Here is a 23702-nt window from a genome sequence, read left to right on the forward strand (position 1 = left end):
ACGGGCGAGGGGCGAGATGGCGTCAGGCCATGGCCGGGGCCGCGTAGGAGATGGGCGCGGCGGCGGCCTCTTCCTCGAAGGTGACGATCTCGTAGGCGTGGGGCTGGGCCAGCAGGGCGCGGCAGAGCTGGTTGTTGAGGGCGTGACCGGACTTCACCCCGCGGAACTCGCCGATCAGGCTGTGGCCGAGCTGGTAGAGATCACCGATGGCATCCAGCACCTTGTGCTTGACGAACTCGTCGTCGTAGCGCAGGCCACCCTCGTTGACGATGCGGTAGTCGTCCACCACGATGGCGTTGTCGAGGCTGCCACCGAGCGCCAGGTTGTTGGAGCGCAGGTACTCCAGGTCACGCATGAAGCCGAAGGTGCGGGCCCGCGACACCTCCTTGACGAAGGAGGTGGTAGAGAAGTCTACCATGGCCGTCTGGGTCTGCTCCTCGAACACCGGATGGTCGAAGTCGATGGAGAAGGCAACCTTGAAGCCCTGATGCGGGCGAAAGGTGGCCTCCTTGTCGCCCTCGGTCACCGTGATCTCGCGCCTGATGCGGATGAACTTCTTGGGCGCATGCTGCTCGCTGATGCCGGCGGACTGGATCAGGAACACGAAGGGGCCAGCACTGCCGTCCATGATCGGCACCTCGGGGGCGCTGAGGTCGACATAGGCGTTGTCGATGCCGAGTCCGGCCAGGGCCGACATCAGGTGCTCCACCGTGGCCACCTTGGCGCCGCCCGAGGAGAGCGCGGTGCACAGGGTGGTGTCGGTGACGTTGTGGGCCTTCGCCGGAATCTGCACCTCGGGATCCAGATCGGTGCGCACGAAGACGATGCCGGTATCCACGGGCGCCGGGCGAAGGGTCATGTAGACCTTCTTTCCAGAGTGCAGGCCGACGCCCGTGGCGCGGATGACGTTCTTCAGGGTGCGTTGTCTGATCATGAGAGGTGGCCAGGCTGTTGTCGGGTTATCAAACACTGTTCACTATAACACCGAACGGGCGTTTCGACAAAGAAACCTCTCCCGGCACGCCCTATGGGCTCGATAGCGCCCCTCAATCCGCCTGGCGTCGCAGGAAGGCCGGGATATCGAGATAGTCATCAAGCTCCTGGGAGCGTCGCTTCTCGGCACGCGGCTTGGCGACTTCCTCCGGCTCGGCGGCGGCGCGGGCGGCCTGCTGGCGCATGGCTGGCTGCACCTGACGCTGACGATAGTCGCTGCCTGCCTCGACACGCTTGGCCGGCTCGCGGGTCGCGGCCTTGGCCTGCTGACGGCCGTCGAGCCCGGCGGCCACCACGGTGACACGCAGCTCGTCGGACATTTCCATGTCGATGGAGGTGCCCACCACGATGGTGGCGTCCTGGGAGGCGAACTCCTGAACGGTGGCGCCCACGTCGTTGAACTCGCCGATGGAGAGATCGGGGCCGGCGGTGATGTTGACCAGGATGCCACGGGCACCGTGGAGGTCGACGTCCTCGAGCAGCGGGCTGCGAATGGCCTTCTCGGCGGCTTCCCGGGCGCGGTTCTCGCCGATGGCGCTGCCGGAGCCCATCATCGCCATGCCCATCTCGGACATCACGGTGCGCACGTCGGCGAAGTCGACGTTGATGATGCCGGGGCTTGTGATCAGCTCGGCGATGCCCTGAACGGCGCCCAGCAGCACATCGTTGGCGGCGCTGAAGGCGGTCAGCAGGCTGGCGCTCTTGCCCAGCACCGAGAGCAGCTTTTCGTTGGGAATGGTGATCAGTGAGTCGACGTGCTCGGAGAGCTCCCGCATCCCCTCCTCGGCGGCGCGCATGCGCTTGGGACCCTCGAAGGGGAAGGGGCGCGTCACCACCGCCACGGTGAGGATACCCAGCTCCTTGGCCACCTGAGCCACCACCGGGGCACCGCCGGTGCCGGTACCACCGCCCATCCCGGCAGTGATGAAGACCATGTCGGCACCGTTGAGCAGCTCAGCGATCCGCTCGCGGTCTTCCATGGCCGCCTGGCGCCCCACCTCGGGATTGGCGCCGGCACCGAGCCCCTTGGTGATCTCGGTGCCGAGCTGGAGCACGGTCTTGGCGGAGACCCGCTTGAGCGCCTGGGCATCGGTGTTGGCGCAGATGAACTCCACGCCCTCGATGTTGCTCTCGACCATATGATTGACGGCGTTGCCGCCGCCGCCGCCGACACCGATCACCTTGATGACCGCGCTGCTTGAGGGTGCGCTATCTACCAGTTCAAACATTTGCCCCGTCTCCTGGGTCGCCATGGCGACCCTGTCAGAAATTTCCTTTCAACCAGCCCTTGAACCTTGCCAGCGCCGGTATGCTTTCCCCGAAGCCGCGACGGCCGGCGTCCTCACGCCGCGCCTGAACCGGCACCAAGCTGCCCTGTGTCTGTCGACCATGCCCCTGCCGATTTTCCTGCAGAGCGTAATGTAGCAAACCGACTCCGGTCGAATAAATCGGGTTGCGGACCACATCGGCCAGGCCGCGCACGTTCTGCGGGCAGGCGATGCGCACCGGCATGTGGAAGATCTCCTCGGCCAGCTCCACCACCCCTTCCATGCGCGCGGTGCCGCCGGTCAGCACCACCCCGGCGGCCACCAGATCCTCGTAGCCGCTGCGGCGCAGCTCGTCGCGCACCAGGGTGAAGAGCTCCTCGTAGCGCGGCTCCACCACCTCGGCCAGCGCCTGGCGGGAGAGGTCACGGGCCGGGCGGTCGCCGACGCTGGGCACCTTGATCAGCTCGTCGCTGGCGGCCAGCTGGGTCAGCGCGCAGGCGTACTTGACCTTGATCTCCTCGGCGTGCTGGGTCGGGGTGCGCAGGGCCATGGCGATGTCGTTGGTGACCTGGTCCCCGGCGATGGGGATCACCGCGGTATGGCGAATCGCCCCCTCGGTGAACACGGCGATATCGGTGGTGCCGCCGCCGATGTCCACCATGCAGACGCCCAGCTCCCGCTCGTCCTCGGTGAGCACCGCCATGCTCGAGGCGAGCTGCTCGAGGATGATGGCATCGACCTCGAGGCCGCAGCGGCGCACGCACTTCTCGATGTTCTGCACGGCGTTCAGCGCCGCCGTGACCAGGTGCACCCGGGCTTCCAGGCGCACCCCGGACATGCCCAGCGGCTCGCGGATGCCGCCCTGGGTGTCAATGGAGAACTCCTGAGGCAGCACATGAAGGACCCGCTGGCCCTCGGAGATGGCCCGGGCCCGAGCGGAGTCGATGACGCGATCGATGTCGGAGGGGGTGACCTCGCGCTCCTTGATCGCCACCACGCCATCGGAATTCATGGAGCTGATATGGCTGCCGGCGACGCCGACATAGACCGAATGGATATCACAGCCGGCCATCAGCTCGGCCTCCTCCACGGCGCGTTGGATGGAGAGCACCGTGGATTCGATGTTGATCACCACCCCTTTCTTCATGCCGCGGGAGGGGTGCGAGCCGATACCGGCGATCTCGATGCCGCCATCGTCGGTGGGCTGACCCACGATCGCCACGACCTTGGACGTTCCGATATCCAGCCCGACTACCATATTGGACGCATTGGAAGGACCTGCCATGAGTCGGGAACTCTCCTAGAACCTGGCCCGCTTCGGGGCCTGCAACACGGAAAATGAACCTGGGGGCAATTATAGGAACAACTCGGGTTGATCCTCCACCCCACAGAAAAATTCACCTTTCACGATACGGTGATTTTGCCTCAAAAGAAACAGGCGCAGTCCCTCGAACATGCGCCTTTGCGGAGAAAATGGTCTCAGCCCTCGGCCGACTCATCATCCTCGGCGGGGTCGGATTCACCGTGCCAGGCAACGGCCACGCCGTTGGGGTATCGCAGGTCGATGTAGCGGATATGCGACGCCTGGGAGCCGAGCTGCCGCTGCCAGGCCGCGGAGAGCCTGCCCAGCCGCGCCTCGCGGTCGTTGCGACCGAGCATCACCCAGACCCCATCGTCCAGCTGGAAGCGCCAGGCGCCGCGGGGCTCCAGGCGCAGCTGGGAGAGCTCGAGGCCCATGGCGCCGAAGCGGGTGGCCAGCCGTTCGTGGTAGGCCAGCACCTCCGCCCCGCTGCCGGCGGGACCGGCGAGATCCGGCAGGTCGCCGGGCGGCGACACCGGGCCGAAGGCGAAGGGCTCGCCCTCGGGATTGAGCAGGTAGTCGTCGTTCCAGCGTGCCACCGGAATCTGCTCGACCAGCTCGAAGGTCAGCGCATTGGGCCACTCCCGAGTGACCCGCACCTCGGCGAGCCAGTCGATGGCCAGCGCCTCCTGGCGCAGTTCGGCCACGTTGACCGACAGCCAGGTGCGGCCGCGGATCAGCGGCGCCAGCTCATCGCGCAGGTAGTCGGCGCTGACGTGGGTGAACTCGCCGGCGATGGAGACCCGCTCGATGGGCCGGTCGAGCCACAACCACAGGGCCCGACCGCCGGCGCCGAACAGCACCAGCAGCAGCACCACCCCGAGCAGGCCACCGCGACGCGTCATGCCCGCTTCGCCTCCAGGGTACTGGCCAGGATGCGCAGCACCAGGGCCTCGAAGTCGATGCCGGCGTGGGCCGCGGCCTGGGGCACCAGGCTGTGGTCGGTCATGCCCGGCGAGGTGTTGATCTCGATCAGCCAGAAGCGCCCCTCGGCGTCGCGCATCACGTCGACGCGCCCCCAGCCCTCGGCGCCGACCGCCTCGAAGGCGCGACGGCAGAGCTCGCCGAGCTCGGCCTCCTCGGCATCGGCGAGCCCGCAGGGCAGGTGGTAGCGCGTCTCGTCGGAGAGGTACTTGGCCTCGTAGTCGTAGAAGCCCCCGGGCACCTCGACGCGGATCGCCGGCAGCACCTCGTCGCCAAGCAGCGACACCGTATACTCGTCGCCCTTGATGAAGCGCTCGGCCATCACCCGGGCGTCGAAGCGGGCCGCCTCGTGGTAGGCCGCCGCCAGGGCCTCGGCGCTCTCGACGATGCTGATGCCCAGCGTCGAGCCCTCGTGTACCGGCTTGACGATCAGCGGCAGGCCGAGGCGCGCCACCACCGCCGACCAGTCGGCGTCGGTCTCCAGCATCACCGACTCCGGCGTGGGCAGGCCGAGTGCCTGCCACACCAGCTTGGTGCGCTGCTTGTCCATGCCCAGGGCCGAGGCGAGCACGCCACTGCCGGTATAGGGAATACCGAGCAGCTCCAGCGCCCCCTGCAGGGTGCCGTCCTCGCCGCCGCGGCCGTGCAGGGCGATGAAGACGCGGTCCGGGGCCAGGGCCTCGAGCCCCACCAGCCCGCCATCGGCGGGGTCGTAGCCGATGGCATTCACGCCGGCACGGGTGAGCGCCGCCAGCACCGCCGCCCCGCTCTTCAGCGAGACCTCCCGCTCGGCGGAGCTGCCGCCGTAGATCACGGCCACGCGGCCGAGGTCGTTCACCAGGCTCATAGGGTCACCTCGTCGAGCTCAAGGGCCGCCTCGGCCAGGGCCAGGGAGATGCCGCCCACGTCGCCGGCGCCCTGGGTGATCAGGATGTCGTCCGGGCGCAGCACCCGGGCCAGCAGGCCCGGCAGTTCGCCCTTCTCCTGGACGAAGATCGGGTCCACCTCACCGCGCTGGCGGATGGAACCGGCCAGGGTGCGACCCTCGGCGCCGGGAATCGGCGCCTCGCCGGCGCTGTAGACGTCCAGCAGCAGCAGGGTGTCGACGCCGGAGAGCACCCGCACGAAGTCCTCATAGAGGTCGCGGGTGCGCGAGTAGCGGTGGGGCTGGTAGAGCATCACCAGGCGCCGCTCGGGCCAGCCGGCGCGTACCGCCCGGATCACCATCTCCACCTCGCGAGGGTGGTGGCCGTAGTCGTCCACCAGCATCACCTCGCCCTCGCCGCCCGGCGCCGGGAAATGCCCCTGCACCTGGAAGCGACGTCCCACCCCCTGGAAGCCGGCCAGGCCGCGCAGGATGGCGTCGTCGTCGACCCCGGCATCGGTGGCCACGGCGATGGCCGCCAGGGCGTTCAGGGCGTTGTGGCGGCCGGGCATGGCCAGCCGAACGGCGAGCGGCGCCAGCCCGCCGGGGCGATGGGCGGTGAAGCGGATCTCGCCGGCCTGCTGGGCGAAGTCGGCGATGCGGTAGTCGGCGTCCTCGCTGAAGCCGTAGGTGATGAACTGGCGATGCACCCGGTCGAGCAGGCCGCGCACGTTGTCATCGTCGATGCACAGGATCGCCAGGCCATAGAACGGCAGATTGTGCAGGAACTCGAGGAAGGTGGTCTTGAGCTTCTCGAAGTCGCCGCCGTAGGTGGCCATGTGGTCGGCATCGATGTTGGTGACGATGGAGACCATGGGCTGCAGGTGCAGGAAGGAGGCGTCGGACTCGTCCGCCTCGGCCACCAGGTAGTCGCCCTCCCCCAGCCGGGCATTGGTGCCGGCGCTGGTCAGCCGCCCGCCGATCACGAAGGTGGGGTCGAGCCCCCCCTCGCCGAGCAGGGTCGCGGTGAGGCTCGTCGTGGTGGTCTTGCCGTGGGTCCCGGCCACGGCGATGCCGTGGCGGAAACGCATCAGCTCGGCGAGCATCTCGGCGCGGCGCACCACCGGCACCCGGTGCTCCCGGGCCCAGACGATCTCGGGGTTGGCTTCGTCCACCGCGGTGGAGACCACCACGACATCGGCGCCGACCACATGGTCGGCATCGTGGCCGATGGCGACCGTGATGCCGCACTGGCGCAGCCGCGCCACCACCGTCGACGCCTTCAGGTCGCTGCCGCTGACCGTATAGCCCTGGTTGGCCAGGACCTCGGCGATGCCGCACATGCCGGCGCCGCCGATGCCCACGAAATGGATGTGCCGGATCCGGCGCATGCCAAGGCCCCGCTCGGGGGGGACGGACTGGCCGGGAACCGGCCGTGACGTGCTATCGCTCAAAACCTGTCTCCATGCAGCCGGCCACCAGGCGCTCGACGGCGTCGAGGTGCGCGCAGGCCCTCGCTCGCACGGCCATGGTGGCAAGGGTATCGGGATCGAGCAGCGCCGCCAGCCGATCGGCCAGCGTCGCCGCCGTGAGGTCGGTCTGGGGCAGCAGCTCGGCGGCCCCCTCCTCCACCAGCGCTCGGGCGTTGGCGGTCTGATGATCGTCCACCGCGAAGGGAAAGGGCACGAAGAGCGCCGGCCGGGCCGCGGCGGCCAGCTCCGCCACCGTCAGGGCGCCCGCCCGGCAGACCACCAGGTCGGCCCAGCCGTAGGCCTCGGCCATGTCATCGATGAAGGGCGTCACCTCGGCGCTCACGCCCTCGCGGGCGTAGGCCTCGCGGGTGGCGGCGTCCTTGTCGCGCCCCGCCTGGTGGCGTACCTCGGGTCGCTCGCCCTCCGGCAGGCGAGCCAGGGCCTCGGGGAGACGCTCGTTGAGCGCCTGGGCCCCCAGCGAGCCGCCCACCACCAGCAGGCGCAGGCGCCGGCCACGCATCGCCGCGGCCGGGCGGGGCGACTCACCCAGGGCGGCGATCTCGGCGCGCACCGGGTTGCCGACCACCTCGGCGCGACCGGGGAAGGCCTGGGGAAAGGCGGCGTAGACGCGCCGCGCCAGGCGTGACAGCGCGCGGTTGGTGAGCCCCGCCACGGCGTTCTGCTCGTGGATCACCAGGGGGCGGCGCGCCAGCCAGGCGGCGAGACCGCCGGGGCCGCTGGCGAAGCCACCCAGCCCCACCACCAGCTGGGGGTCGAAGGCACGGATCACGCGCCACGCCTGCCACACGGCGCGGGTCAGGTTGAACGGCGCCAGCAGCCAGCCGGCCGCACCGTTGCCGCGCAGCCCCGATACCGCGATACGATGCAGGGGAATACCGGCCGCTGGCACCAGGCGGTTCTCGATGCCGCGGGGGCTGCCCAGCCAGGCCACCTCCACCCCCTCGGCGTCCAGGCCCCGGGCCAGGGAGAGGGCAGGGATGACGTGGCCGCCGGTGCCTCCGGCCATGATCAGGACACGGCGTCCCGGTCGCTTGCTCACTTGGTGACTCCTTGTCGTTGAGCAGGTCGTTGAGAAAGTGGCGAGGAAGCGGGAGCCGACGCTGCCAGGGAGGGCTCCCGGCGTCCATCCCCCCTGGGCGCCGCGGGGCTCGCCCGCCGCTGGGCCTGGCGGGTCTCGATGTCGGCCCGCAGCAGCAGCGCCATCATCACCGCGCTGACCAGCAGGCTCGACCCGCCGTAGCTGAGCAGCGGCAGGGTCAGTCCCTTGGTGGGCAGCATGCCGCTGCTCACGGCGATATTGATGAAGGCCTGGGCGCCGATCACCAGGGCGATGCCGTAGCTGAGGTAGGCGGCGAAGGGCAGCCGGGCCAGCTCGGCACGGCGGCCCACCGCCATGGCCCGCCAGATCAGCAGCGCGAAGAGCCCCACCACCCCCACGGCGCCGAACAGGCCGAGCTCCTCGGCGAGCACCGCGAAGACGAAGTCGGTGTGGGCCTCGGGCAGGTAGAAGAGCTTCTGGACGCTGTTGCCGAGCCCCATGCCCAGCCAGCTGCCGCGGCCGAAGGCGATCAACGCCTGGGTCAACTGGTAGCCGCTGGCGAACTGGTCCGCCCAGGGGTCGGCGAAGCTGGCCAGGCGCGCCAGGCGGTAGGGCTCGGCGATGGCGAGCAGGGCCCCGCCGGCGGCGACCAGCAGCGCCAGCAGCAGGAAGCGCCCCCAGGGGGCACCGGCCATCAGCAGCATGCCCATCACGCAGCCGGTCATCACCACCACGGCGCCGTAGTCCGGCTCGAGGATCAGCAGCACACCGATGATGGCCAGGATCAGCAGCGGACGCAGGAAGGCGCCCCACTGCCGGCGCACCTGGGGCAGGAAGCGCTCCAGGTAGCCAGCCATGTAGGCGATCAGGCAGAGCTTGGCGACCTCGGAGGCCTGCAGGTTGAAGGGCACCCCGGGGATCGAGATCCAGCGCTTGCTGCCGTTGATCTCGCGCCCCACCAGCAGCACCAGCACCAGCAGGGCGATGCCCACCAGCAGCAGCAGCGGACCGTTGACCTTCCACCACCCCAGGGGAATGCGCAGCACGAAGACGGCCGCGGCCAGCGCCATCACCAGGAAGAGGCCGTGACGGATGCTGAAGTACCAGGGATTGCCGGTCAGGCTCGCCGCCACCTCCGATGACGCCGAGGTCACCATCACCCAGCCGATCAGCATCAGCGACAGGGTCGCGATCAGCAGCCAGCCGTCGAAGGGCTGGTCGCGGGTGGAGAGCCGCTCGCGGAGCCGGGAGAGCCGGGCGAACCGGGGCGCGCGCTTCATGCCTCCTCCTCGGCCAGGTGGCGGCGCACCCAGCGCCGGAACACCTCGCCCCGCTCCTGGTAGTTGGCGAACTGGTCGAGGCTCGCACAGGCCGGCGAAAGCAGCACGCAGTCGCCGGGCTCGGCGATCTCGGCGGCCCGGGCCATGGCCGCGGCCAGGTCCTCCACCTCGGTCAGCGGCAGCCGCCCGCGCAGGGCGCGCGCCAGGCGCTCGGCATCCAGGCCGAAGAGGATCGCCTCGCGGCCATGGCGGGCCAGGGGCTCGGCCAGGGGGGCGAAGTCGGCCCCCTTGCCGACGCCGCCGGCCAGCAGGATCAGGCGGCCCGCCAGGGTCGGGCCGAGCCCGGCGATGGCGGCCAGGGTGGCCCCCACGTTGGTGCCCTTGGAGTCGTTGATCCAGCGCACGCCGCCCACCTCGGCCACCACCTCGCCACGATGGGGCAACCCCGGAAAGCGCCGCAGCACCCGGCACATCGGCTCCATGGGCAGGCCCAGCCGGCGCCCCATGGCGAGCGCGGCCAGGGCATTGGCCTGGTTGTGGCGACCGGCCAGGCGCACCTCGGCGGCGGGCATCAGCGGCGTGTCGCCATGCATCAGCCAGTCGGCATCCCGGTGGCGGCCGATGCCCCACTCGCCGGCCTCGGGTGGGCGGGTGGTGAAGCTGTCCTGAAAGGGCAGCCGCTGCTCCGGCCAGGTGTTGGGGTCCTCGGCGTTGACCACCCCGTGACGCGCCCCGCGGAAGATGCCGAGCTTGGCGGCCCGATAGCCGGCCATGTCGCCGTGGCGGTCCAGGTGATCCTCGGAGAGGTTGAGAAAGGCCGCACTCTCGGCACCGAGCCTGGGCGTGGTCTCGAGCTGGAAGCTGGAGAGCTCCAGCACGTAGAAGTCGGCGTCGGGCTCGTCGGCGAGCAGGTCCAGGGCCGGGGTGCCCAGGTTGCCCCCCACCGCCACGCGGCGGCCCGCCTCGGCGGCCATCTCCCCCACCAGGGTGGTCACGGTGGACTTGGCGTTGGAGCCGGTGATGGCCGCGATGGGCGCCCTGGCGGCGCGCACGAAGAGCGCGATCTCGCCGACCACCAGCGGCTCGCCGGTGGCCTCGCGGCTGCGCCGGGCCAGAGCGTCGAGGCCCGGGGTGCGCGGGTCGATGCCCGGGCTCACCACCACCTCCTCCACCTCGGAGAGGTCGAGGGCGGTCAGCGGGCCGCAGTGGATGGTCACGCCGGGGTGGGCCGCGTGGAAGTCGTCGATGCCCGGCGGCACGGCACGGGTATCGGCCACCATGTAGGGCACCCGCTGGCGCTCCAGATGACGACAGATGGCGCGGCCCGAGATCCCGAGCCCGACCACCAGAGTGACGCCTGCCGGCACCTTGACCATATCCTGCTCCTTGCCCGCGTGGAGGGCCGCGTGGAGGGCCTCGCTCAGCGCACCTTGAGGGTGGCCAGGCCGATGAGCACCAGCACCACGGTGATGATCCAGAAACGCACGATGACCCGTGGCTCGGGCCAGCCCTTGAGCTCATAGTGGTGGTGCAGCGGGGCCATGCGGAAGATGCGCCGCCCGGTGAGCTTGTAGGAACCCACCTGCAGGATCACCGAGATGGTCTCCATCACGAAGACGCCGCCCATGATGAAGAGCACGATCTCCTGGCGCACGATCACCGCCACCACGCCGAGCGCCGCTCCCAGCGCCAGGGCCCCCACGTCGCCCATGAAGACCTGGGCAGGGTAGGTGTTGAACCACAGGAAGCCGAGCCCCGCGCCGGCGATGGTGGCGCAGAACACGGCCAGCTCCCCGGCTCCGGGAATGAAGGGGATCTGCAGGTAGTTGGCGAACACCGCATTGCCGGTGGCGTAGGCGAACACCGCCAGGCCCATGGCCACGAGCACGGTAGGCATGATCGCCAGGCCGTCGAGGCCGTCGGTGAGGTTCACCGCGTTGGAGCTGCCGACGATCACGAAGTAGGTCAGCACGATGAAGAACACCCCCATCGGCACCACCACGTCCTTGAACAGCGGCACGATCAGGCTGGTCTCCACCGGCGAGGCCGCGGTGGCGTAGAGCAGCACCGCGGCGGCCAGGCCGACCACCGACTGCCAGAGGTACTTCCAGCGCGCGGGCAGGCCGCGGGGGTTCTTCTCGACCACCTTGCGATAGTCGTCGACCCAGCCGATGGCCCCGAAGCCCAGGGTCACCCCCAGCACGATCCAGACGTAGTGATTGCCGAGATCGCCCCACAGCAGGGTGCTGACGGCGATGGCCATCAGGATCATGGCCCCGCCCATGGTGGGCGTGCCGGCCTTGGAGAGGTGTGACTGGGGGCCGTCGTCGCGCACCGCCTGTCCGATCTGGCGCTCGACCAGGCGGCGGATCATCACCGGCCCTAACCATAGGCAGAGCCCGAGAGCGGTGATGGTGCCCAGGATCATGCGCAGGGTCAGGTAGTTGAAGACGTTGAAGGCGCTGAAGTATTGCGCCAGGAACTCAGCCAGATAGAGCAGCATGTATCGCGTTCACCTTGATCGATCCTGGCGCAGTGCCGTCACCACCTGCTCCATGGCGGCACTGCGCGATCCCTTGACCAGCACGCTGGCGCCGGGAGGAAGATGGTGGAGGGCGTGACGCACCAGCGCCTCGCGCTCCTGGAAGTGGCACCCGCCTGGACCGAAGGCCCGGGAGGCGGCACGGGCCGCCTCGCCGCAGGTGCCGAGGAAGTCGATTCCCAGTTTCCGTGCGTAATCTCCGATCTCGGCATGCAGCCGTTCGGACGCCTCCCCCAGCTCCCCCATGGCGCCCAGCAGGCACCAGTGGGGGCCGGGCAGCGTGACCAACAGGTCGAGCGCCGCCCTCACCGCGCCGGGGTTGGCATTATAGGTATCATCCAGCAGGCGTGAGCCGTTGATGCCCGGCACGACGGAGAGCCGTCCCGGCATCGGCACCGCCTCGGCAAGGCCTGCCACCACCTCGTCGGGGGCCAGGCCCATGGCCAGGGCCGCCGCCGCCGCCGCCAGGGCATTGGCCACATTGTGGCGCCCCAGCAGACCGAGCTGCACGCGCCCCAGCTCGGCGCCGTCGGCGACAAGCGTGAAAGCATAGCGCCCCAGGGCATCGCAGGCCAGCGCCCGGGCGGTGACCCGGGCGCGGGGATCGAGGCCGAAGTCGCGCACCTCCCGCGGCGCGGCGAGGCGCGCCCAGGTGGCGAAGTAGGCGTCGTCGCGATTGAGCACCGCCACCCCGTCGGCCGGCAGGCCGGTGAGGATCTCCGCCTTGGCCTGGGCGATGCGCCCCATGCCACCGAACTCGCCGACGTGGGCGCCGGTGACGTTGGTGATCACCGCCACCCCGGGCTCGGCCAGCACGCTGGTCCAGGCGATCTCACCGAGGTGGTTGGCACCGAGCTCCACCACCGCCTGGCGGTGCTCGGGGGCTAGCTCGAGCAGGGTCAGCGGCGCGCCGAAGTCGTTGTTGAGGTTGCCCCGGGTGGCCAGGGTCGCCCCTCGCCGCGCCAGGATGACGGCCAGCATCTCCTTGACGGTGGTCTTGCCGCTGTTGCCGGTCACCGCCACCAGGGGGCCGCCCCAGGCGCGGCGCCGGGCGCGGCCGAGCAGCCCCAGGGCCAGGCGGGTATCGGCCACCTCGAGCAGCGCCAGGTTCTCCGGGCGAGCCCTGTCCGCCATGGCGCCGGCCTCGACCAGCACCGCCGCGGCGCCGGCCTCCCGGGCCTTGTCGAGGAAGTCGTGAGCATCGAAGCGCTCGCCGCGCAGGGCGACGAACAGGCTGCCCGGGCTCAACCGACGGGTATCGGTGACGATCGCGTCGATGGGCAACTCCGCCGCCGGCGCCTCGAGGCCCAGCGCCTCGGCCACCTCGGCCAGGGTGGTCAATCCGCAGCGGCTCATGGCGTCGCCTCCCCGTCGGCCGGCGCCCAGGCGGCCAGGGCGCGCTCGGCCTCGACCAGATCCGAGAAGGGATGCCGCACGCCAGCGATCTCCTGGTAGGTCTCGTGGCCCTTGCCGGCGATCACCACTAGGTCCTCGACGTCGGCATCGGCCAGCACCCGGGCGATCGCCGCGCCACGCCCGGCGATCTCCAGCGCCTGCCGGCGCGCGCCGGCGGAGAGCCCGGCCAGCACCGCCGCGCGGATCGCGGCCGGATCCTCCCCGCGGGGGTTGTCGTCGGTGACCACCAGGCGGTCGGCGTGGCGCTCGGCGGCGGCCGCCATCAGCGCCCGCTTGCCCGGGTCGCGGTCGCCGCCGCAGCCGAACAGGCACCACAGCCGGCCATCCGCCGGCCGGTGGGCGCGCAGGGCGGCCAGGGCGTTGTCCAGGGCATCGGGGGTGTGGGCGTAGTCGATCACCACGGTGGGCGCGCCGGGGCGCACCAGCGCCTCCATGCGCCCCGGCACCGGAGCGAGGCCCGCGGCGGCCTCGAAGAGCTCGACGATGCCATGCCCGAGCCCGTAGAGGGTGGCGATGGCCAGCAGCACATTGTCCAGGTTGAAGCGACCGAGCAGCGAGGTCTCCAGCACCCGCTCCCCCTCGGGGGTGGCTACCAGCGCCCGCTGGCCGGCACCGTGGGGGTGCCAGTCGATGACCCGGAAGGTCACCGCCTCGTCCTGTCCGGTGGCCAGCACCCGCACCCGTCCCTCTTGACCACCGGGGAGCCCGGCCAGCATCAGCCGGGCCAGGGAGTCATCGGCGTTGACCACGGCAAGGCGCAGCTCCTCACGGCGAAAGAGCCTGGCCTTGGCCGCGGCGTAGGCGGCCATGCTGCCGTGATAGTCGAGGTGGTCGCGGGTCAGGTTGGTGAAGACCGCCGCGGCCAGCCGGCAGCCGTCGAGGCGCCCCTGCTCCAGGGCGTGGGAGGAGACCTCCATGGCCACCCGGCGAACACCCGCATCGGCCAGCTCGGCCAGCGCCGCCTGCAGCGCCAGCGGCCCCGGCGTGGTCAGGCCGCCGTCGTGCAGCGCACCCAGGCGCCCGCACCCCAGGGTACCCACGAGCCCCGCCGACACTCCCAGCGCCTCACTCAGCTCGGCGATATAGTGGGTCACCGAGCTCTTGCCGTTGGTGCCGGTGACGCCAATCAGCTCCAGGCTGTCCGGCACCGCGAAGAGCTCGCGCCCCAGCTCCCCCAGCCGCTCGCGCAGGCCGGGCAGCGGCACCACGCGTGGGTCGTCGGGGCAGGCGCGCTCATCGCCCGAGTGGCAGAGCACCGCACAGGCCCCGGCTGCCAGCGCCGCCGCGATGAAGTCGCGGCCATCGGCGGCCACCCCGGGCACCGCCACGAACAGCGTGCCCGGCCCGGCACGGCGGCTGTCGGTCGAGAGCCCGAGGGTCGCTACGGCGAGTTCAGGCAAGGGGCGCGCCTCGGGCCAGAGGCGCTGGAGGGTCGCCGTCAGGCGAGAGGGGGTCACCTGCATGTTTCGCCTCGCAGCTGTCGGGTCGGGAGTGGGCTCAGGGTCATGGGGGCCTCAGCGGCTGCGCTGGTCGGGCGGCACGTCGAGCAGGCGCAGGGCGCTGCCCACGACGCGGGAGAAGACCGGCGCCGCCACGGCGCCGCCGAAGTAGCTGTCACCACGAGGGTGGTCGATCATCACCACGGTGACGATGCGCGGGTCGGAGACCGGCGCGATACCGGCGAAGAGGCTGCGATAGGCGTTCTGCACATAGCCGCCGGCACCGGTCTTGCGCACCGTGCCGGACTTGCCGGCCACCCGGTAGCCGGGCACCATGGCGCGCCGCGCCCCGGTGGTCGGCTGCACCGACTCCTCCATGATGCGCAGCAGGTCGTGGGCCACCCCTGGGTCGATCGCCGGCTCCCCCGGCGGCGGTTCGGGAAGCTTGAGCAGCGACGGCGGCAGGCGTTCGCCGCCGTTGGCAATGGCGGTGTAGGCGCTGGCCAGCTGCAGGGCGGACGTGGAGAGGCCGTAGCCGTAGGAGAGCGCGGCCCACTGGCTGCGCGACCAGCGCACCGGGGCCGGCAGGGTGCCGGTGGATTCGCCGGGGTAGCCGGTCTCCGGGCTCTGGCCGAACCCGAGCCGGCGGTAGAGGTCCGGCACCAGGGGGTCGTCGAGTTCCAGCACCAGCTTCGACATGCCGATGTTGGAGGACTTCTCGAGGATACCGGCCAGGTCGAGCTTGCCGTAGTTGCGGATGTCGCGGATGGTGAAGCGGTCGATGCGCATCCAGCCCGGCGAGGTGTCCACCTCCACGTCGCGGGGGAACTGACCGCTCTCCATGATGGCGGCCATGGCCAGCGGCTTCATCACGGAGCCGGGCTCGAAGACGTCGACGATGGCCTGGTTGCGCAGGCCGCGGGGGTCGAGGCCGGCGCGGTTGTTGGGGTTGTAGGAGGGCTGGTTGGCCATGGCCAGCACCTCGCCGGTGCGGGCGTCCATCATCACCACCACGCCACCGTCGGCGTCATGTTCGGCCACCGCCGCCTTGAGCTCGCGATAGGCCATGTACTGCAGGCGCTGGTCGATGGAAAGGGTCAGCTCACCGCCGGGGCGCGCTTCGCGCAGCACCTCGAGGTCGCGCACCAGGCGCCCGCGACGGTCCTTCAGCACGCGGCGCTGCCCCGGCTCGCCGGCCAGGTAGGGCTGGTAGGCGAGCTCGAGGCCCTCCTGCCCCACATCGTCGACGTTGGTGACCCCGAGCAGCTGGGCGGCCACCTCCCCCGCCGGGTAGTAGCGCTTGTATTCGTCCTGGCGGTAGACCCCGGGGATGCGCAGGTCCAGCACCCGCTGGGCCGCCTGGGGCGTCAGCTGGCGGCGCAGGAACATGAACTCCCGGCTGGCAAAGCGCGCCAGACGCGCATCGAGGTCATCGAGCTCCATGCCCAGCGCCCTGGCCAGCTGCAGCCGCTGGATGGGATCCTCCGGGACGTCCTGAGGATTGGCCCACAGGGTGACCACCGGCGTGGAGATGGCCAGGGGTTCGCCGTTGCGGTCGCTGATCATGCCGCGGTGGGCGGGGATCGGGTCGGTACGCAGGGTGCGGGCGTCGCCCTGCCCCTGCAGGAAGGGGCGGTCGACCACGTGGAGGATGACGATGCGCCCCACCAGCAGGCCCAGCCCCAGCAGCACGATGGCCAGCATCAAGCCATAGCGAAATCCGCCCATGGGCGCCATGGGCGGTGGGCGGCGGGGCGAGACGCCGCTGCGGACCTCGGTGCTCATGGCCGGATCACCTCGACCTCGTACACATCGGGCAGGCGCATCTCCAGGCGCTCCATGGCCAGCCGTTCGATGCGCGCCGGCGACGACCAGGCGCTCTCCTCGAGCAGCAGCTGCCCCCACTCGGTCTGCAGCTGGTTCTGCTCGCGCTCGAGCTGCTGCAGGCGGCCATACTGTTCACGGGTCAGGTGGCTGGTGGTGATCACCGCCAGGGCGCTGACCAGGCTGGCCACCACCAGGGCGGCCACCACCAGCAGGGAGGGGGTGAGCCGCAGGATCAGCGGCCAGCCGAAACCGGATGTCGACATTCGTCCCTGTGTCATATCGCCTCCCTCAGTAACGCTTGCGTGCCGCTCGCATCACCGCGCTGCGTGCCCGGGGGTTCTCCTTCACCTCCTCGGGGCCGGCCTGCCGGGCCTTGCCCAGCGCCTCGAGACGCCGCTCGAGCTCCGCGTCGGCAATCGGTATGCCCCGCGGCAGGTGGGAATCGCCGCGCACATGGTGGCGAATGAAGCGTTTGACCCGGCGATCTTCCAGCGAGTGAAAGCTGATCACCACCAGATGGCCGCCGGGGGCCAGGGCCTCCAGGGCCGCCTCCAGGGCCGCGTCGAGCTGCTCGAGCTCACCGTTCACATGGATGCGCAGCGCCTGGAAGACCCGCGTCGCGGGGTGCTTGTGCTTCTCCCAGGCGGGGTGAGCCGTCTTGACCACCTCGGCCAGATCCGCGGTACGCAGGAAGGGGTGTTCGCCACGCCGGGCGACAATCGCCCTGGCCAGCCGCCGGGCATAGCGCTCCTCGCCATACTCCTTGAACACCCGCGCCAGCTCGGCCTCGCTGGCGCGCGCGATGAAGGCCGCGGCGCTCTCTCCCTGAGTGGGATCCATGCGCATATCCAGGGGGCCGTCGCGCAGGAAGCTGAAGCCGCGCTCGGGGTCGTCGAGCTGCGGCGAGGAGACGCCCACGTCGAGCAGGATGCCGGCCAGCTTGCCGTGCACCCCGTGCTGTCGGGCGATCTCGCCCAGGCGGGCAAACTCCGCGCGCTCGATGGTGAAGCGGCCGTCCTCGAGGGTCGCGGCCTCGGCGATGGCCTCGGGGTCGCGGTCGATGGCGATCAGGCGCCCGGCCGGCGAGAGCCGGGCGAGGATGGCGCGGGAGTGGCCGCCGCGGCCGAAGGTGCCGTCCAGGTAGACCCCGTCGGTGTCATGCACCAGGGCCTCGACGGCGCCATCGAGCAGGACGCTGGCATGACGGAAGCCGCGCGAAACAGTATCAGGTGCGGATGACGACATGCGGTTCTCGATCAAGGGCTGGCGGGTCGGCCACAGACCACACGCTCAGGGGTGGAAATCAGGGGGGAGCCGGCCGATAAGCCGGGTTCTGTCGTGGACAGTCATTCCTCTAGGGGGCGCGTCACCGCGACCCTCAAGCAACCTACCCGAACCCGACGCGGGCCACGTCATGGGGTTCCTATTTGGTCTTGCTCCGAGTGGGGTTTACCGTGCCACGCACTGTTACCAGGCGCGCGGTGCGCTCTTACCGCACCCTTTCACCCTTGCCGGCCTCCCGAAGGAGACGTAGGCGGTCTGCTCTCTGCTGCACTTTCCGTCGGCTCACGCCGCCCAGGCGTTACCTGGCACTCTGCCCTGTGGAGCCCGGACTTTCCTCCCCCGGATCACTCCGGCGGCGACTGTCTGGCCGACTCCCGCGGCAAGGATAACAGCGCCCCGCAGGCCCCTCAATGCCTGATCGCGGCTCACCCCGCATCCTTGAGCGCCTGGGCGCGGGCATACCAGACCTTTTTGGCACCCCCCAGCACCCGTGCCGCCACCGCGGCGGCCTGCTTGACGCCGACGCCCTCGGCCAGCAGCACGGCGAGCAGGGCCTCGCCCTCCACCACCGAGGCCTCTTCCTCCTCGCGGGGGGCGGCACCGGCCACCATCACCACGAACTCGCCGCGGGCCTGGTCGGGATCGGCCTCCATGCGCGCCAGCAGCTCGCCCGCCGAGCCGTCGAGGAAGGTCTCGAAGGTCTTGGTCAGCTCCCGGGCCAGCACCACCCGACGCGCCCCCAGCACCGTGGCCAGGTCGGCCAGGGTGTCGCGGATGCGATGGGGCGACTCGTAGAAGACCAGGGTCTCCTCCCGGCCGGCCAGCGCCTCGAGGCGTGCGCGGCGCCCCGCCCCCTTGGCCGGGAGGAATCCCTGGAAGGTGAAGCGGTCGGTAGGCAGCCCCGCCGCCGAGAGCGCGGCCACCAGGGCGCAGGCCCCCGGTACCGGCACGATACGCCGCCCCCGGGCGCGCAGCTCGCGCACCAGCACGAAGCCCGGGTCGCTGATCAGCGGCGTGCCGGCGTCGGAGACCAGGGCGATGGACTCGCCGGCCACCAGCCTGGCGTCGAGCTGCTCGACCCGCGCCGCCTCGTTGTGCTCATGCAGCGAGAGCAGCGGCACCGATAGGCCCAGGTGACGCAGCAGCCGGCCGGTGTGGCGGGTATCCTCGGCGGCAATCAGCGCCACCTCCCCCAGCAGCCGCGCGGCGCGCGGGCTCAGGTCCTCCAGATTCCCAATCGGCGTGGCGACCACGTACAATGAGGCTGAGTTAGCGTCTGACACTTGTGGCTCCTCGGCGCAATGACCGACACAACGGACTAAGGACGGATTCATGCGGATACCCACTCGCGGCCTGCTGGCCACCGCGCTCTGTGCGCTGCTGCTGGCGGGCTGCGCCACGGCACCGGGCGTCGTCGATCGCGTGACGGAAGACGACCCCGCACGCCTGCTCGAGCAGGCCGGCCAGCAGGAACCGGCCCAGGCGGCCAGGAGCCGGCTCGAGGCGGCCGACATCCTAGCACGCCAGGGGGAGCGCACCCAGGCGCTTCGGGTCGCCTCCGACATCGACGACAGCCTGCTCGAGGGGCCACAGCGCGCCCGCTGGGCCCTCCTGCTGGCCGACCTCGGCGAGGCGCTGGGCGAGCCACAGACGGTGATCCAGGCCACCCGCCACCTGGATGAACTCGACCTGGAGCCCGCCCAGGCCAGGGCGCTGCGCGAGCGGATGGGCCTGGCACTGCTGGCCGAGGGTGAACCCGCCGGCGCCGCCCGGGCGCTGCTGCGCGTCCAGGCAGAGAGCGATGACGTGGCGCTCAACGATCCGATCTGGGAGGCCCTCATCCGCATGGACCGCCAGGCCATGAGCGACCTGGCCCAGGCGGACGACGCCCTGACCCATGGCTGGGTCGAGCTCGCCGACCTCTACCGCACAAGCGGCGGCGATATCGAACGCTTCCTCGAGCGGCTGGAGGAGTGGCGCAGCCGCAACGGCCGCCACCCGGCGGCCCGCCAGCTGCCCACCAACCTCGGCGCCCTGAGTGAACTGCGCGGCCTGGAGGTTCGCCATATCGCCGTGCTGCTGCCGGAGTCCGGCCCCCTGGCGCGCCCCGCCGCGGCCATCGCCGAAGGCATGCGTACCCAGCATCGCAATAGCAGCGGCGACATCCGCCTGAGCTTCATCGACGCCGCCAGCGGCGACCTCGAGTCGCTCTATCGCGAGGCCGAGAGTCGTGGCGCCCAGGTGGTGATCGGCCCCCTGGACAAGGACCAGGTCAGCCAGCTCGAGGCCCGAGACCGCGTACCGCTGCCCACCCTGGCGCTCAACTACGGCAACGCCGAGCGCAACCGGGCCGTGGGGCTCTTCCAGTACGGCCTCTCCGCCGAGGACGAGGCGCGCCAGGCCGCCGCGCGTACCTGGCAGGACGGCCACCGCCGCGCCGCCCTGCTGGTGCCCGACAACGACTGGGGACGCCGCGTCGGCGAGGCCTTCTGGAACGAGTGGCAGGCCCGTGGCGGCGAGGTGACCAACGCGGTGCGCTACAACCCCGGCGCCCCGGCTACCGAAAGCACCCGCCGCGCCATCAGCAATCCGCGCCCTGACGCCCTGTTCCTGCTGGGCCTGCCGGACTACGCGCGCCAGGTACCGCCCACCCTGGACTACTTCAACGCCAGCAGCCTGCCGGTCTACGCCACCTCTCACCTCTTCGAGGGGCGCATCAACCCGCGCCTCGACAACGACCTGAACGATGTCCAGTTCCTCGACATCCCCTGGCAGATCCCCGAGGCCGCCGTGGGCGGGGTCGAGGTCCTTCCCTTCCTCGACAGCTACTATTCGCTGCGCGAGGAGTCGGACCCCACGATCTTCCGCCTGCAGGCCATGGGCGTGGATGCCTTCGAACTGGCCCGCCGCCTGCCCCAGTTGCAGGCCATCCCCGGCAGCGAGCTGCAGGGCGCCACCGGCACCCTGCGCCCGGGCAGCGATGGTCGCATCGAGCGCCAGCTGCCCTGGGCGCGCTTCGTCAACGGCGTTCCCCAGCCGGTGCTGATCCCGGGATTCTTCGGCGATGACCGGGCCCCGTGACGCCCGCGCCCGCGGCGAGGCCATCGAACGCCTCGCCGCGGCCTGGCTCGCCGCACGCGGCCTCGCGCTGGTGGCAGTGAACCAGCACGCCAAGGGCGGCGAGCTCGATCTGGTGATGCGCGACGGCGAGACGCTGGTCTTCGTCGAGGTGCGCCACCGGGCCGACAGCCGCCACGGCCATCCGCTGGAGACCGTCACCCCCGCCAAGCAGCGTCGCCTGGTCCAGGCCGCGCGTTTTTATCTCCATCGCAACCGGCTATCATGTCCCTGCCGCTTCGATGTGCTGGCCGTCACCGGCCTGCCGCCTCACCTCGAGTACGACTGGGTCGCCAACGCCTTCGAGGCGTACTGACCGGTCATGTCACACTGCCAAAGGACCCGGACGCCACATGGATTTCCAGCAGCGCATTCTCGGCCATTTCAACGCCAGCATCGACACCAAGACCTACGCCAGCGAGGTCCTGCCGCCCTTCATCGAGGTGGCCAGCCAGATGATGGTCCAGTGTCTGGTCAACGAGGGCAAGATCCTGGCCTGCGGCAACGGCGGCAGCGCCGGGGACAGCCAGCATTTCTCCTCCGAGCTGCTCAACCGCTTCGAGCGCGAGCGTCCCAGCCTGCCGGCCCTGGCACTGACCACCGACACCTCGACGCTGACCTCCATCGCCAACGACTACAGCTACAACGAGGTGTTCTCCAAGCAGATCCGCGCCCTGGGCCAGCCCGGCGACATCCTGCTGGCGATCTCCACCAGCGGCAACTCGGCCAACGTCATCCAGGCCATCCAGGCCGCCCACGACCGCGACATGACGGTGGTGGCACTCACCGGTCGGGACGGCGGCAACATGGCCTCGCTGCTCGGTCAGGACGACTGCGAGATCCGCGTCCCGGCCACCTCCACGGCCCGCATCCAGGAGGTGCACCTGCTGGTGATCCACTGCCTCTGCGACCTGATCGACGAACAACTCTTCGGTACAAGCGAGTAAAGCCCATGACCCGCAAGCCCCTGCTCACCTCCCTGCTGCTGGCCACCGCCCTGGGCGTCGCCGGCTGCACCACCGTCACCGGCCTCACCCACCAGGGCACCATCGACGAGAACTACGGCAAGCGCACCATCGGCACCCAGATTGAAGATCAGAACATCGAGACTAAGATCAGCCACAACCTGCGCCGCACCGATGCCCGCCTGGGCGACGCCCGCATCAACGTCGACGCCTACAACGGCGTGGTGCTGCTCACCGGCCAGGTGCCGAGCCAGGAGCTCAAGGAGAAGGCCAGCGAGGTCGCCCGCGAGGTGCGCAACGTGCGCGAGGTGCACAACGAGCTCTCCGTGGCCGCCAACCTCCCGGCCAGCCAGCGCCTCGCGGACTCCTGGCTCAACACCCGCATCCGCACCAGCCTCGCCGCCAACGAGCACATCGACTCCGGGCGGATCCGCGTGGTCACCGAAAATGCCAGCGTCTACCTGATGGGTATCGTCAGCCGCGCCGAAGGCGACCGCATCGTCGACGCCGTCTCCAACGTCGGCGGCATGCAGCGCATCGTCAAGGTGTTCGACTACACCGACTGAGGGCGGCCTCCCGGCCAGAAGCGCGAGCCGCAAACGCGAAACGGCAGGCCACTGGCCTGCCGTTTCGCGTTGTTGGCACCGTGCCGAGACCTCGGCGAGGCGCTACTTGATCACTCGCAGCGAGGGCTTGCGCTTGCGCGGCGTCTCGCCGGCCTTCTCGCCACTGCCCTGCTCACCCCCCTCGCGCCGGGGAGCGCCGGGCGCTTCGCCGTCGCCCTCCACGCTGGTCAGGCTCGGCCCCTCCTCGCCGGACGCCTCGGCGCTGGCCAGCACCGGCTCATGGCCGAATACCATGCCCACGCCGTTCTCGCGGGCATAGATGGCCACCAGGGCCGAAGTGGGCACCATCACCCGCATCGGCTGGCCACCGAAGCGAGCGGAGAAGCCCAGCGCCTCGTTCTCCATGAAGAGGTCCCGCACCGCGCCGGGCGAGAGGTTGAGCACGATCTGCCCGTTCTGGACGAACTGCCGCGGCACTTCCACGCCAGGCTGCTCCGCATCGACCACGATATAGGGGGTCAGGTCGTTGTCCAGCAGCCACTGATACAGGGCCCTGGCCAGATAGGGGCGACTCGACTCGGGGCGACTGGATGACATCGTCAGGCCCTCCGGATTGCGGCCCCCGGCCGGGCCGGGGGCGGTGTATTCAGCTGCGCATCTCGCGCTCGATTTCGCTCAGCGAGTCCTTGAAGCCCTCGCGCTCGAAGACCCGCTCCATGTAGCCGAGCAGCGGCTTGACCTGCTTCTCGGGCAGCTCGATACCGAGTGCCGGGAGACGCCAGAGCAGCGGCGCCAGGCAGCAGTCCACCAGGGTGAACTCCTCGCTCATGAAGTAGGGCATGTCCTCGAAGATCGGCGAGATGCCGATCAGGCTCTCGCGCAGCTCCTTGCGCGCCTTGTCCGCCTCCTTCTTGGGCCCCTTCTCGATCTGCTCGACCAGGGGGCACCACTCGCGCTCGACGCGATACATCCACAGCCGGCTCTGGGCACGGGCGACCGGGTAGACCGGCAGCAGCGGCGGATGGGGGAAGCGTTCGTCCAGGTACTCCATCATCACCTTGGACTCGTAGAGCACCAGCTCGCGATCCAGCAGGGTGGGCACGCTGTTGTAGGGGTTGAGGTCGGCAAGCTCCTCGGGGTGCTGCTCGTCGGTGACCTCGACGATGTCCACCGCCACGCCCTTCTCGGCGAGCACGATCCGTACGCGATGGCTGAGGTGATCAGCACCACCCGAGTAGAAGATCATCGACGACCGCTTGGCCACTACACCCATGAAAGAATCCTCGCATCAGTTCGAACGGCAATGATAACACGACAGCGGGCA

At 70.3% G+C, this 23702-nt stretch carries 22 protein-coding genes and 1 other RNA gene; 4 read left to right on the forward strand and 19 right to left on the reverse strand.

Annotated features, from left to right (window positions below; genetic code table 11):
* Positions 1–22: 22 nt before the first annotated feature.
* From lpxC to rsmI, 17 genes are all read right to left on the reverse strand, one after another.
* Positions 23–934: a UDP-3-O-acyl-N-acetylglucosamine deacetylase gene (gene lpxC / locus DER72_RS00820; RefSeq protein WP_110068108.1), complete on the reverse strand. Its 912-nt coding sequence runs from the start codon at positions 932–934 to the stop codon at positions 23–25.
* A gap of 112 nt (positions 935–1046) precedes the next feature.
* Entirely contained in the window at positions 1047–2222 is a 1176-nt protein-coding gene (ftsZ, locus tag DER72_RS00825) for a cell division protein FtsZ (RefSeq protein ID WP_110068109.1), read from the reverse strand.
* 34 nt (positions 2223–2256) lie between these two features.
* Complete coding sequence (ftsA, locus tag DER72_RS00830) at positions 2257–3546, reverse strand: cell division protein FtsA (RefSeq protein WP_110068110.1); 1290 nt, start codon at positions 3544–3546, stop codon at positions 2257–2259.
* Between the two features lie 194 nt (positions 3547–3740).
* Positions 3741–4466, reverse strand: a complete 726-nt coding sequence (locus tag DER72_RS00835) for a cell division protein FtsQ/DivIB (protein WP_110068111.1) — start codon at positions 4464–4466, stop codon at positions 3741–3743.
* Complete coding sequence (locus DER72_RS00840) at positions 4463–5392, reverse strand: D-alanine--D-alanine ligase (RefSeq protein WP_110068112.1); 930 nt, start codon at positions 5390–5392, stop codon at positions 4463–4465. The genes DER72_RS00835 and DER72_RS00840 overlap by 4 nt, the downstream gene beginning before the upstream one ends.
* Positions 5389–6801 carry a UDP-N-acetylmuramate--L-alanine ligase gene (murC, locus tag DER72_RS00845; protein ID WP_110068113.1) on the reverse strand — a complete coding sequence of 471 codons (1413 nt, stop codon included), beginning with the start codon at positions 6799–6801 and terminating at the stop codon, positions 5389–5391. The genes DER72_RS00840 and murC overlap by 4 nt, the downstream gene beginning before the upstream one ends.
* Positions 6802–6853: 52 nt before the next feature.
* On the reverse strand, positions 6854–7942 hold the full coding sequence (gene murG / locus DER72_RS00850; protein WP_375153249.1) for an undecaprenyldiphospho-muramoylpentapeptide beta-N-acetylglucosaminyltransferase: 1089 nt from the start codon (positions 7940–7942) through the stop codon (positions 6854–6856).
* Positions 7939–9222: a putative lipid II flippase FtsW gene (ftsW, locus tag DER72_RS00855; protein ID WP_110068114.1), complete on the reverse strand. Its 1284-nt coding sequence runs from the start codon at positions 9220–9222 to the stop codon at positions 7939–7941. Before ftsW ends, murG begins: the two co-directional genes overlap by 4 nt.
* Positions 9219–10598 (reverse strand): UDP-N-acetylmuramoyl-L-alanine--D-glutamate ligase, encoded by a 1380-nt coding sequence (murD, locus tag DER72_RS00860; RefSeq protein ID WP_110068115.1) that lies wholly within the window; start codon positions 10596–10598, stop codon positions 9219–9221. The genes ftsW and murD overlap by 4 nt, the downstream gene beginning before the upstream one ends.
* A gap of 44 nt (positions 10599–10642) precedes the next feature.
* Positions 10643–11725 (reverse strand): phospho-N-acetylmuramoyl-pentapeptide-transferase, encoded by a 1083-nt coding sequence (mraY, locus tag DER72_RS00865; RefSeq protein WP_110068116.1) that lies wholly within the window; start codon positions 11723–11725, stop codon positions 10643–10645.
* A 9-nt stretch (positions 11726–11734) separates the two neighbouring features.
* Positions 11735–13120, reverse strand: coding sequence for a UDP-N-acetylmuramoyl-tripeptide--D-alanyl-D-alanine ligase (gene murF / locus DER72_RS00870; RefSeq protein ID WP_110068117.1), 1386 nt, complete (start codon positions 13118–13120; stop codon positions 11735–11737).
* Positions 13117–14643, reverse strand: coding sequence for a UDP-N-acetylmuramoyl-L-alanyl-D-glutamate--2,6-diaminopimelate ligase (locus tag DER72_RS00875; RefSeq protein WP_110068118.1), 1527 nt, complete (start codon positions 14641–14643; stop codon positions 13117–13119). Before DER72_RS00875 ends, murF begins: the two co-directional genes overlap by 4 nt.
* 51 nt (positions 14644–14694) lie before the next feature.
* A complete protein-coding gene (locus DER72_RS00880) occupies positions 14695–16404 on the reverse strand; it encodes a penicillin-binding protein 2 (protein WP_110068119.1) in 1710 nt (569 codons plus the stop codon).
* Positions 16401–16724, reverse strand: a complete 324-nt coding sequence (gene ftsL / locus DER72_RS00885; protein WP_110068120.1) for a cell division protein FtsL — start codon at positions 16722–16724, stop codon at positions 16401–16403. Before ftsL ends, DER72_RS00880 begins: the two co-directional genes overlap by 4 nt.
* Before the next feature lie 10 nt (positions 16725–16734).
* Entirely contained in the window at positions 16735–17691 is a 957-nt protein-coding gene (gene rsmH / locus DER72_RS00890; RefSeq protein ID WP_110068121.1) for a 16S rRNA (cytosine(1402)-N(4))-methyltransferase RsmH, read from the reverse strand.
* A 61-nt stretch (positions 17692–17752) separates the two neighbouring features.
* Positions 17753–18105: RNase P RNA component class A (gene rnpB, locus DER72_RS00895), an RNA gene on the reverse strand.
* 50 nt (positions 18106–18155) lie between these two features.
* Positions 18156–19013: a 16S rRNA (cytidine(1402)-2'-O)-methyltransferase gene (gene rsmI / locus DER72_RS00900; RefSeq protein ID WP_258306136.1), complete on the reverse strand. Its 858-nt coding sequence runs from the start codon at positions 19011–19013 to the stop codon at positions 18156–18158.
* A gap of 49 nt (positions 19014–19062) precedes the next feature.
* On the opposite strand from rsmI, the gene DER72_RS00905 reads away from it, so the two are divergent.
* The 4 genes from DER72_RS00905 to DER72_RS00920 are packed head-to-tail and all read left to right on the forward strand — an operon-like array spanning position 19063 to position 22378.
* Positions 19063–20811 carry a penicillin-binding protein activator gene (locus tag DER72_RS00905; protein ID WP_110068123.1) on the forward strand — a complete coding sequence of 583 codons (1749 nt, stop codon included), beginning with the start codon at positions 19063–19065 and terminating at the stop codon, positions 20809–20811.
* A complete protein-coding gene (locus tag DER72_RS00910; RefSeq protein ID WP_110068124.1) occupies positions 20795–21163 on the forward strand; it encodes a YraN family protein in 369 nt (122 codons plus the stop codon). Before DER72_RS00905 ends, DER72_RS00910 begins: the two co-directional genes overlap by 17 nt.
* A gap of 37 nt (positions 21164–21200) precedes the next feature.
* Positions 21201–21794 (forward strand): phosphoheptose isomerase, encoded by a 594-nt coding sequence (locus DER72_RS00915; RefSeq protein WP_110068125.1) that lies wholly within the window; start codon positions 21201–21203, stop codon positions 21792–21794.
* 5 nt (positions 21795–21799) lie between these two features.
* A complete protein-coding gene (locus DER72_RS00920; protein WP_110068126.1) occupies positions 21800–22378 on the forward strand; it encodes a BON domain-containing protein in 579 nt (192 codons plus the stop codon).
* Positions 22379–22480: 102 nt separating this feature from the next.
* Here the strand turns inward: DER72_RS00920 and DER72_RS00925 are convergent, their stop codons facing one another.
* Entirely contained in the window at positions 22481–22975 is a 495-nt protein-coding gene (locus tag DER72_RS00925) for a ClpXP protease specificity-enhancing factor (RefSeq protein ID WP_110068127.1), read from the reverse strand.
* 49 nt (positions 22976–23024) lie between these two features.
* The gene (gene sspA, locus DER72_RS00930) at positions 23025–23651 is read right to left on the reverse strand and encodes a stringent starvation protein SspA (RefSeq protein WP_110068128.1); all 627 of its coding nucleotides are present in this window, start codon (positions 23649–23651) and stop codon (positions 23025–23027) included.
* Between the last annotated feature and the right edge of the window lie 51 nt (positions 23652–23702).

This window comes from Halomonas sp. A11-A (assembly GCF_003182195.1).
In the GTDB taxonomy this organism is placed as follows: Bacteria; Pseudomonadota; Gammaproteobacteria; order Pseudomonadales; family Halomonadaceae; genus Halomonas; species Halomonas alkalicola.

Bases quoted from the DNA above. Each gene is read 5' to 3' on its own strand.
- rsmH (WP_110068121.1), bottom strand. From the start codon at position 17,691: ATGTCGTCATCCGCACCTGATACTGTTTCGCGCGGCTTCCGTCATGCC.
- ftsL (WP_110068120.1), bottom strand. From the start codon at position 16,724: ATGACACAGGGACGAATGTCGACATCCGGTTTCGGCTGGCCGCTGATC.
- ftsZ (WP_110068109.1), bottom strand. From the start codon at position 2,222: ATGTTTGAACTGGTAGATAGCGCACCCTCAAGCAGCGCGGTCATCAAG.
- DER72_RS00915 (WP_110068125.1), top strand. From the start codon at position 21,201: ATGGATTTCCAGCAGCGCATTCTCGGCCATTTCAACGCCAGCATCGAC.
- DER72_RS00910 (WP_110068124.1), top strand. From the start codon at position 20,795: ATGACCGGGCCCCGTGACGCCCGCGCCCGCGGCGAGGCCATCGAACGC.
- DER72_RS00835 (WP_110068111.1), bottom strand. From the start codon at position 4,466: ATGACGCGTCGCGGTGGCCTGCTCGGGGTGGTGCTGCTGCTGGTGCTG.
- DER72_RS00880 (WP_110068119.1), bottom strand. From the start codon at position 16,404: ATGAGCACCGAGGTCCGCAGCGGCGTCTCGCCCCGCCGCCCACCGCCC.
- murD (WP_110068115.1), bottom strand. From the start codon at position 10,598: ATGGTCAAGGTGCCGGCAGGCGTCACTCTGGTGGTCGGGCTCGGGATC.
- DER72_RS00875 (WP_110068118.1), bottom strand. From the start codon at position 14,643: ATGCAGGTGACCCCCTCTCGCCTGACGGCGACCCTCCAGCGCCTCTGG.
- murC (WP_110068113.1), bottom strand. From the start codon at position 6,801: ATGCGCCGGATCCGGCACATCCATTTCGTGGGCATCGGCGGCGCCGGC.
- DER72_RS00905 (WP_110068123.1), top strand. From the start codon at position 19,063: ATGCGGATACCCACTCGCGGCCTGCTGGCCACCGCGCTCTGTGCGCTG.
- ftsA (WP_110068110.1), bottom strand. From the start codon at position 3,546: ATGGCAGGTCCTTCCAATGCGTCCAATATGGTAGTCGGGCTGGATATC.
- ftsW (WP_110068114.1), bottom strand. From the start codon at position 9,222: ATGAAGCGCGCGCCCCGGTTCGCCCGGCTCTCCCGGCTCCGCGAGCGG.
- DER72_RS00920 (WP_110068126.1), top strand. From the start codon at position 21,800: ATGACCCGCAAGCCCCTGCTCACCTCCCTGCTGCTGGCCACCGCCCTG.
- mraY (WP_110068116.1), bottom strand. From the start codon at position 11,725: ATGCTGCTCTATCTGGCTGAGTTCCTGGCGCAATACTTCAGCGCCTTC.
- DER72_RS00925 (WP_110068127.1), bottom strand. From the start codon at position 22,975: ATGTCATCCAGTCGCCCCGAGTCGAGTCGCCCCTATCTGGCCAGGGCC.
- sspA (WP_110068128.1), bottom strand. From the start codon at position 23,651: ATGGGTGTAGTGGCCAAGCGGTCGTCGATGATCTTCTACTCGGGTGGT.
- murF (WP_110068117.1), bottom strand. From the start codon at position 13,120: ATGAGCCGCTGCGGATTGACCACCCTGGCCGAGGTGGCCGAGGCGCTG.
- DER72_RS00840 (WP_110068112.1), bottom strand. From the start codon at position 5,392: ATGAGCCTGGTGAACGACCTCGGCCGCGTGGCCGTGATCTACGGCGGC.
- lpxC (WP_110068108.1), bottom strand. From the start codon at position 934: ATGATCAGACAACGCACCCTGAAGAACGTCATCCGCGCCACGGGCGTC.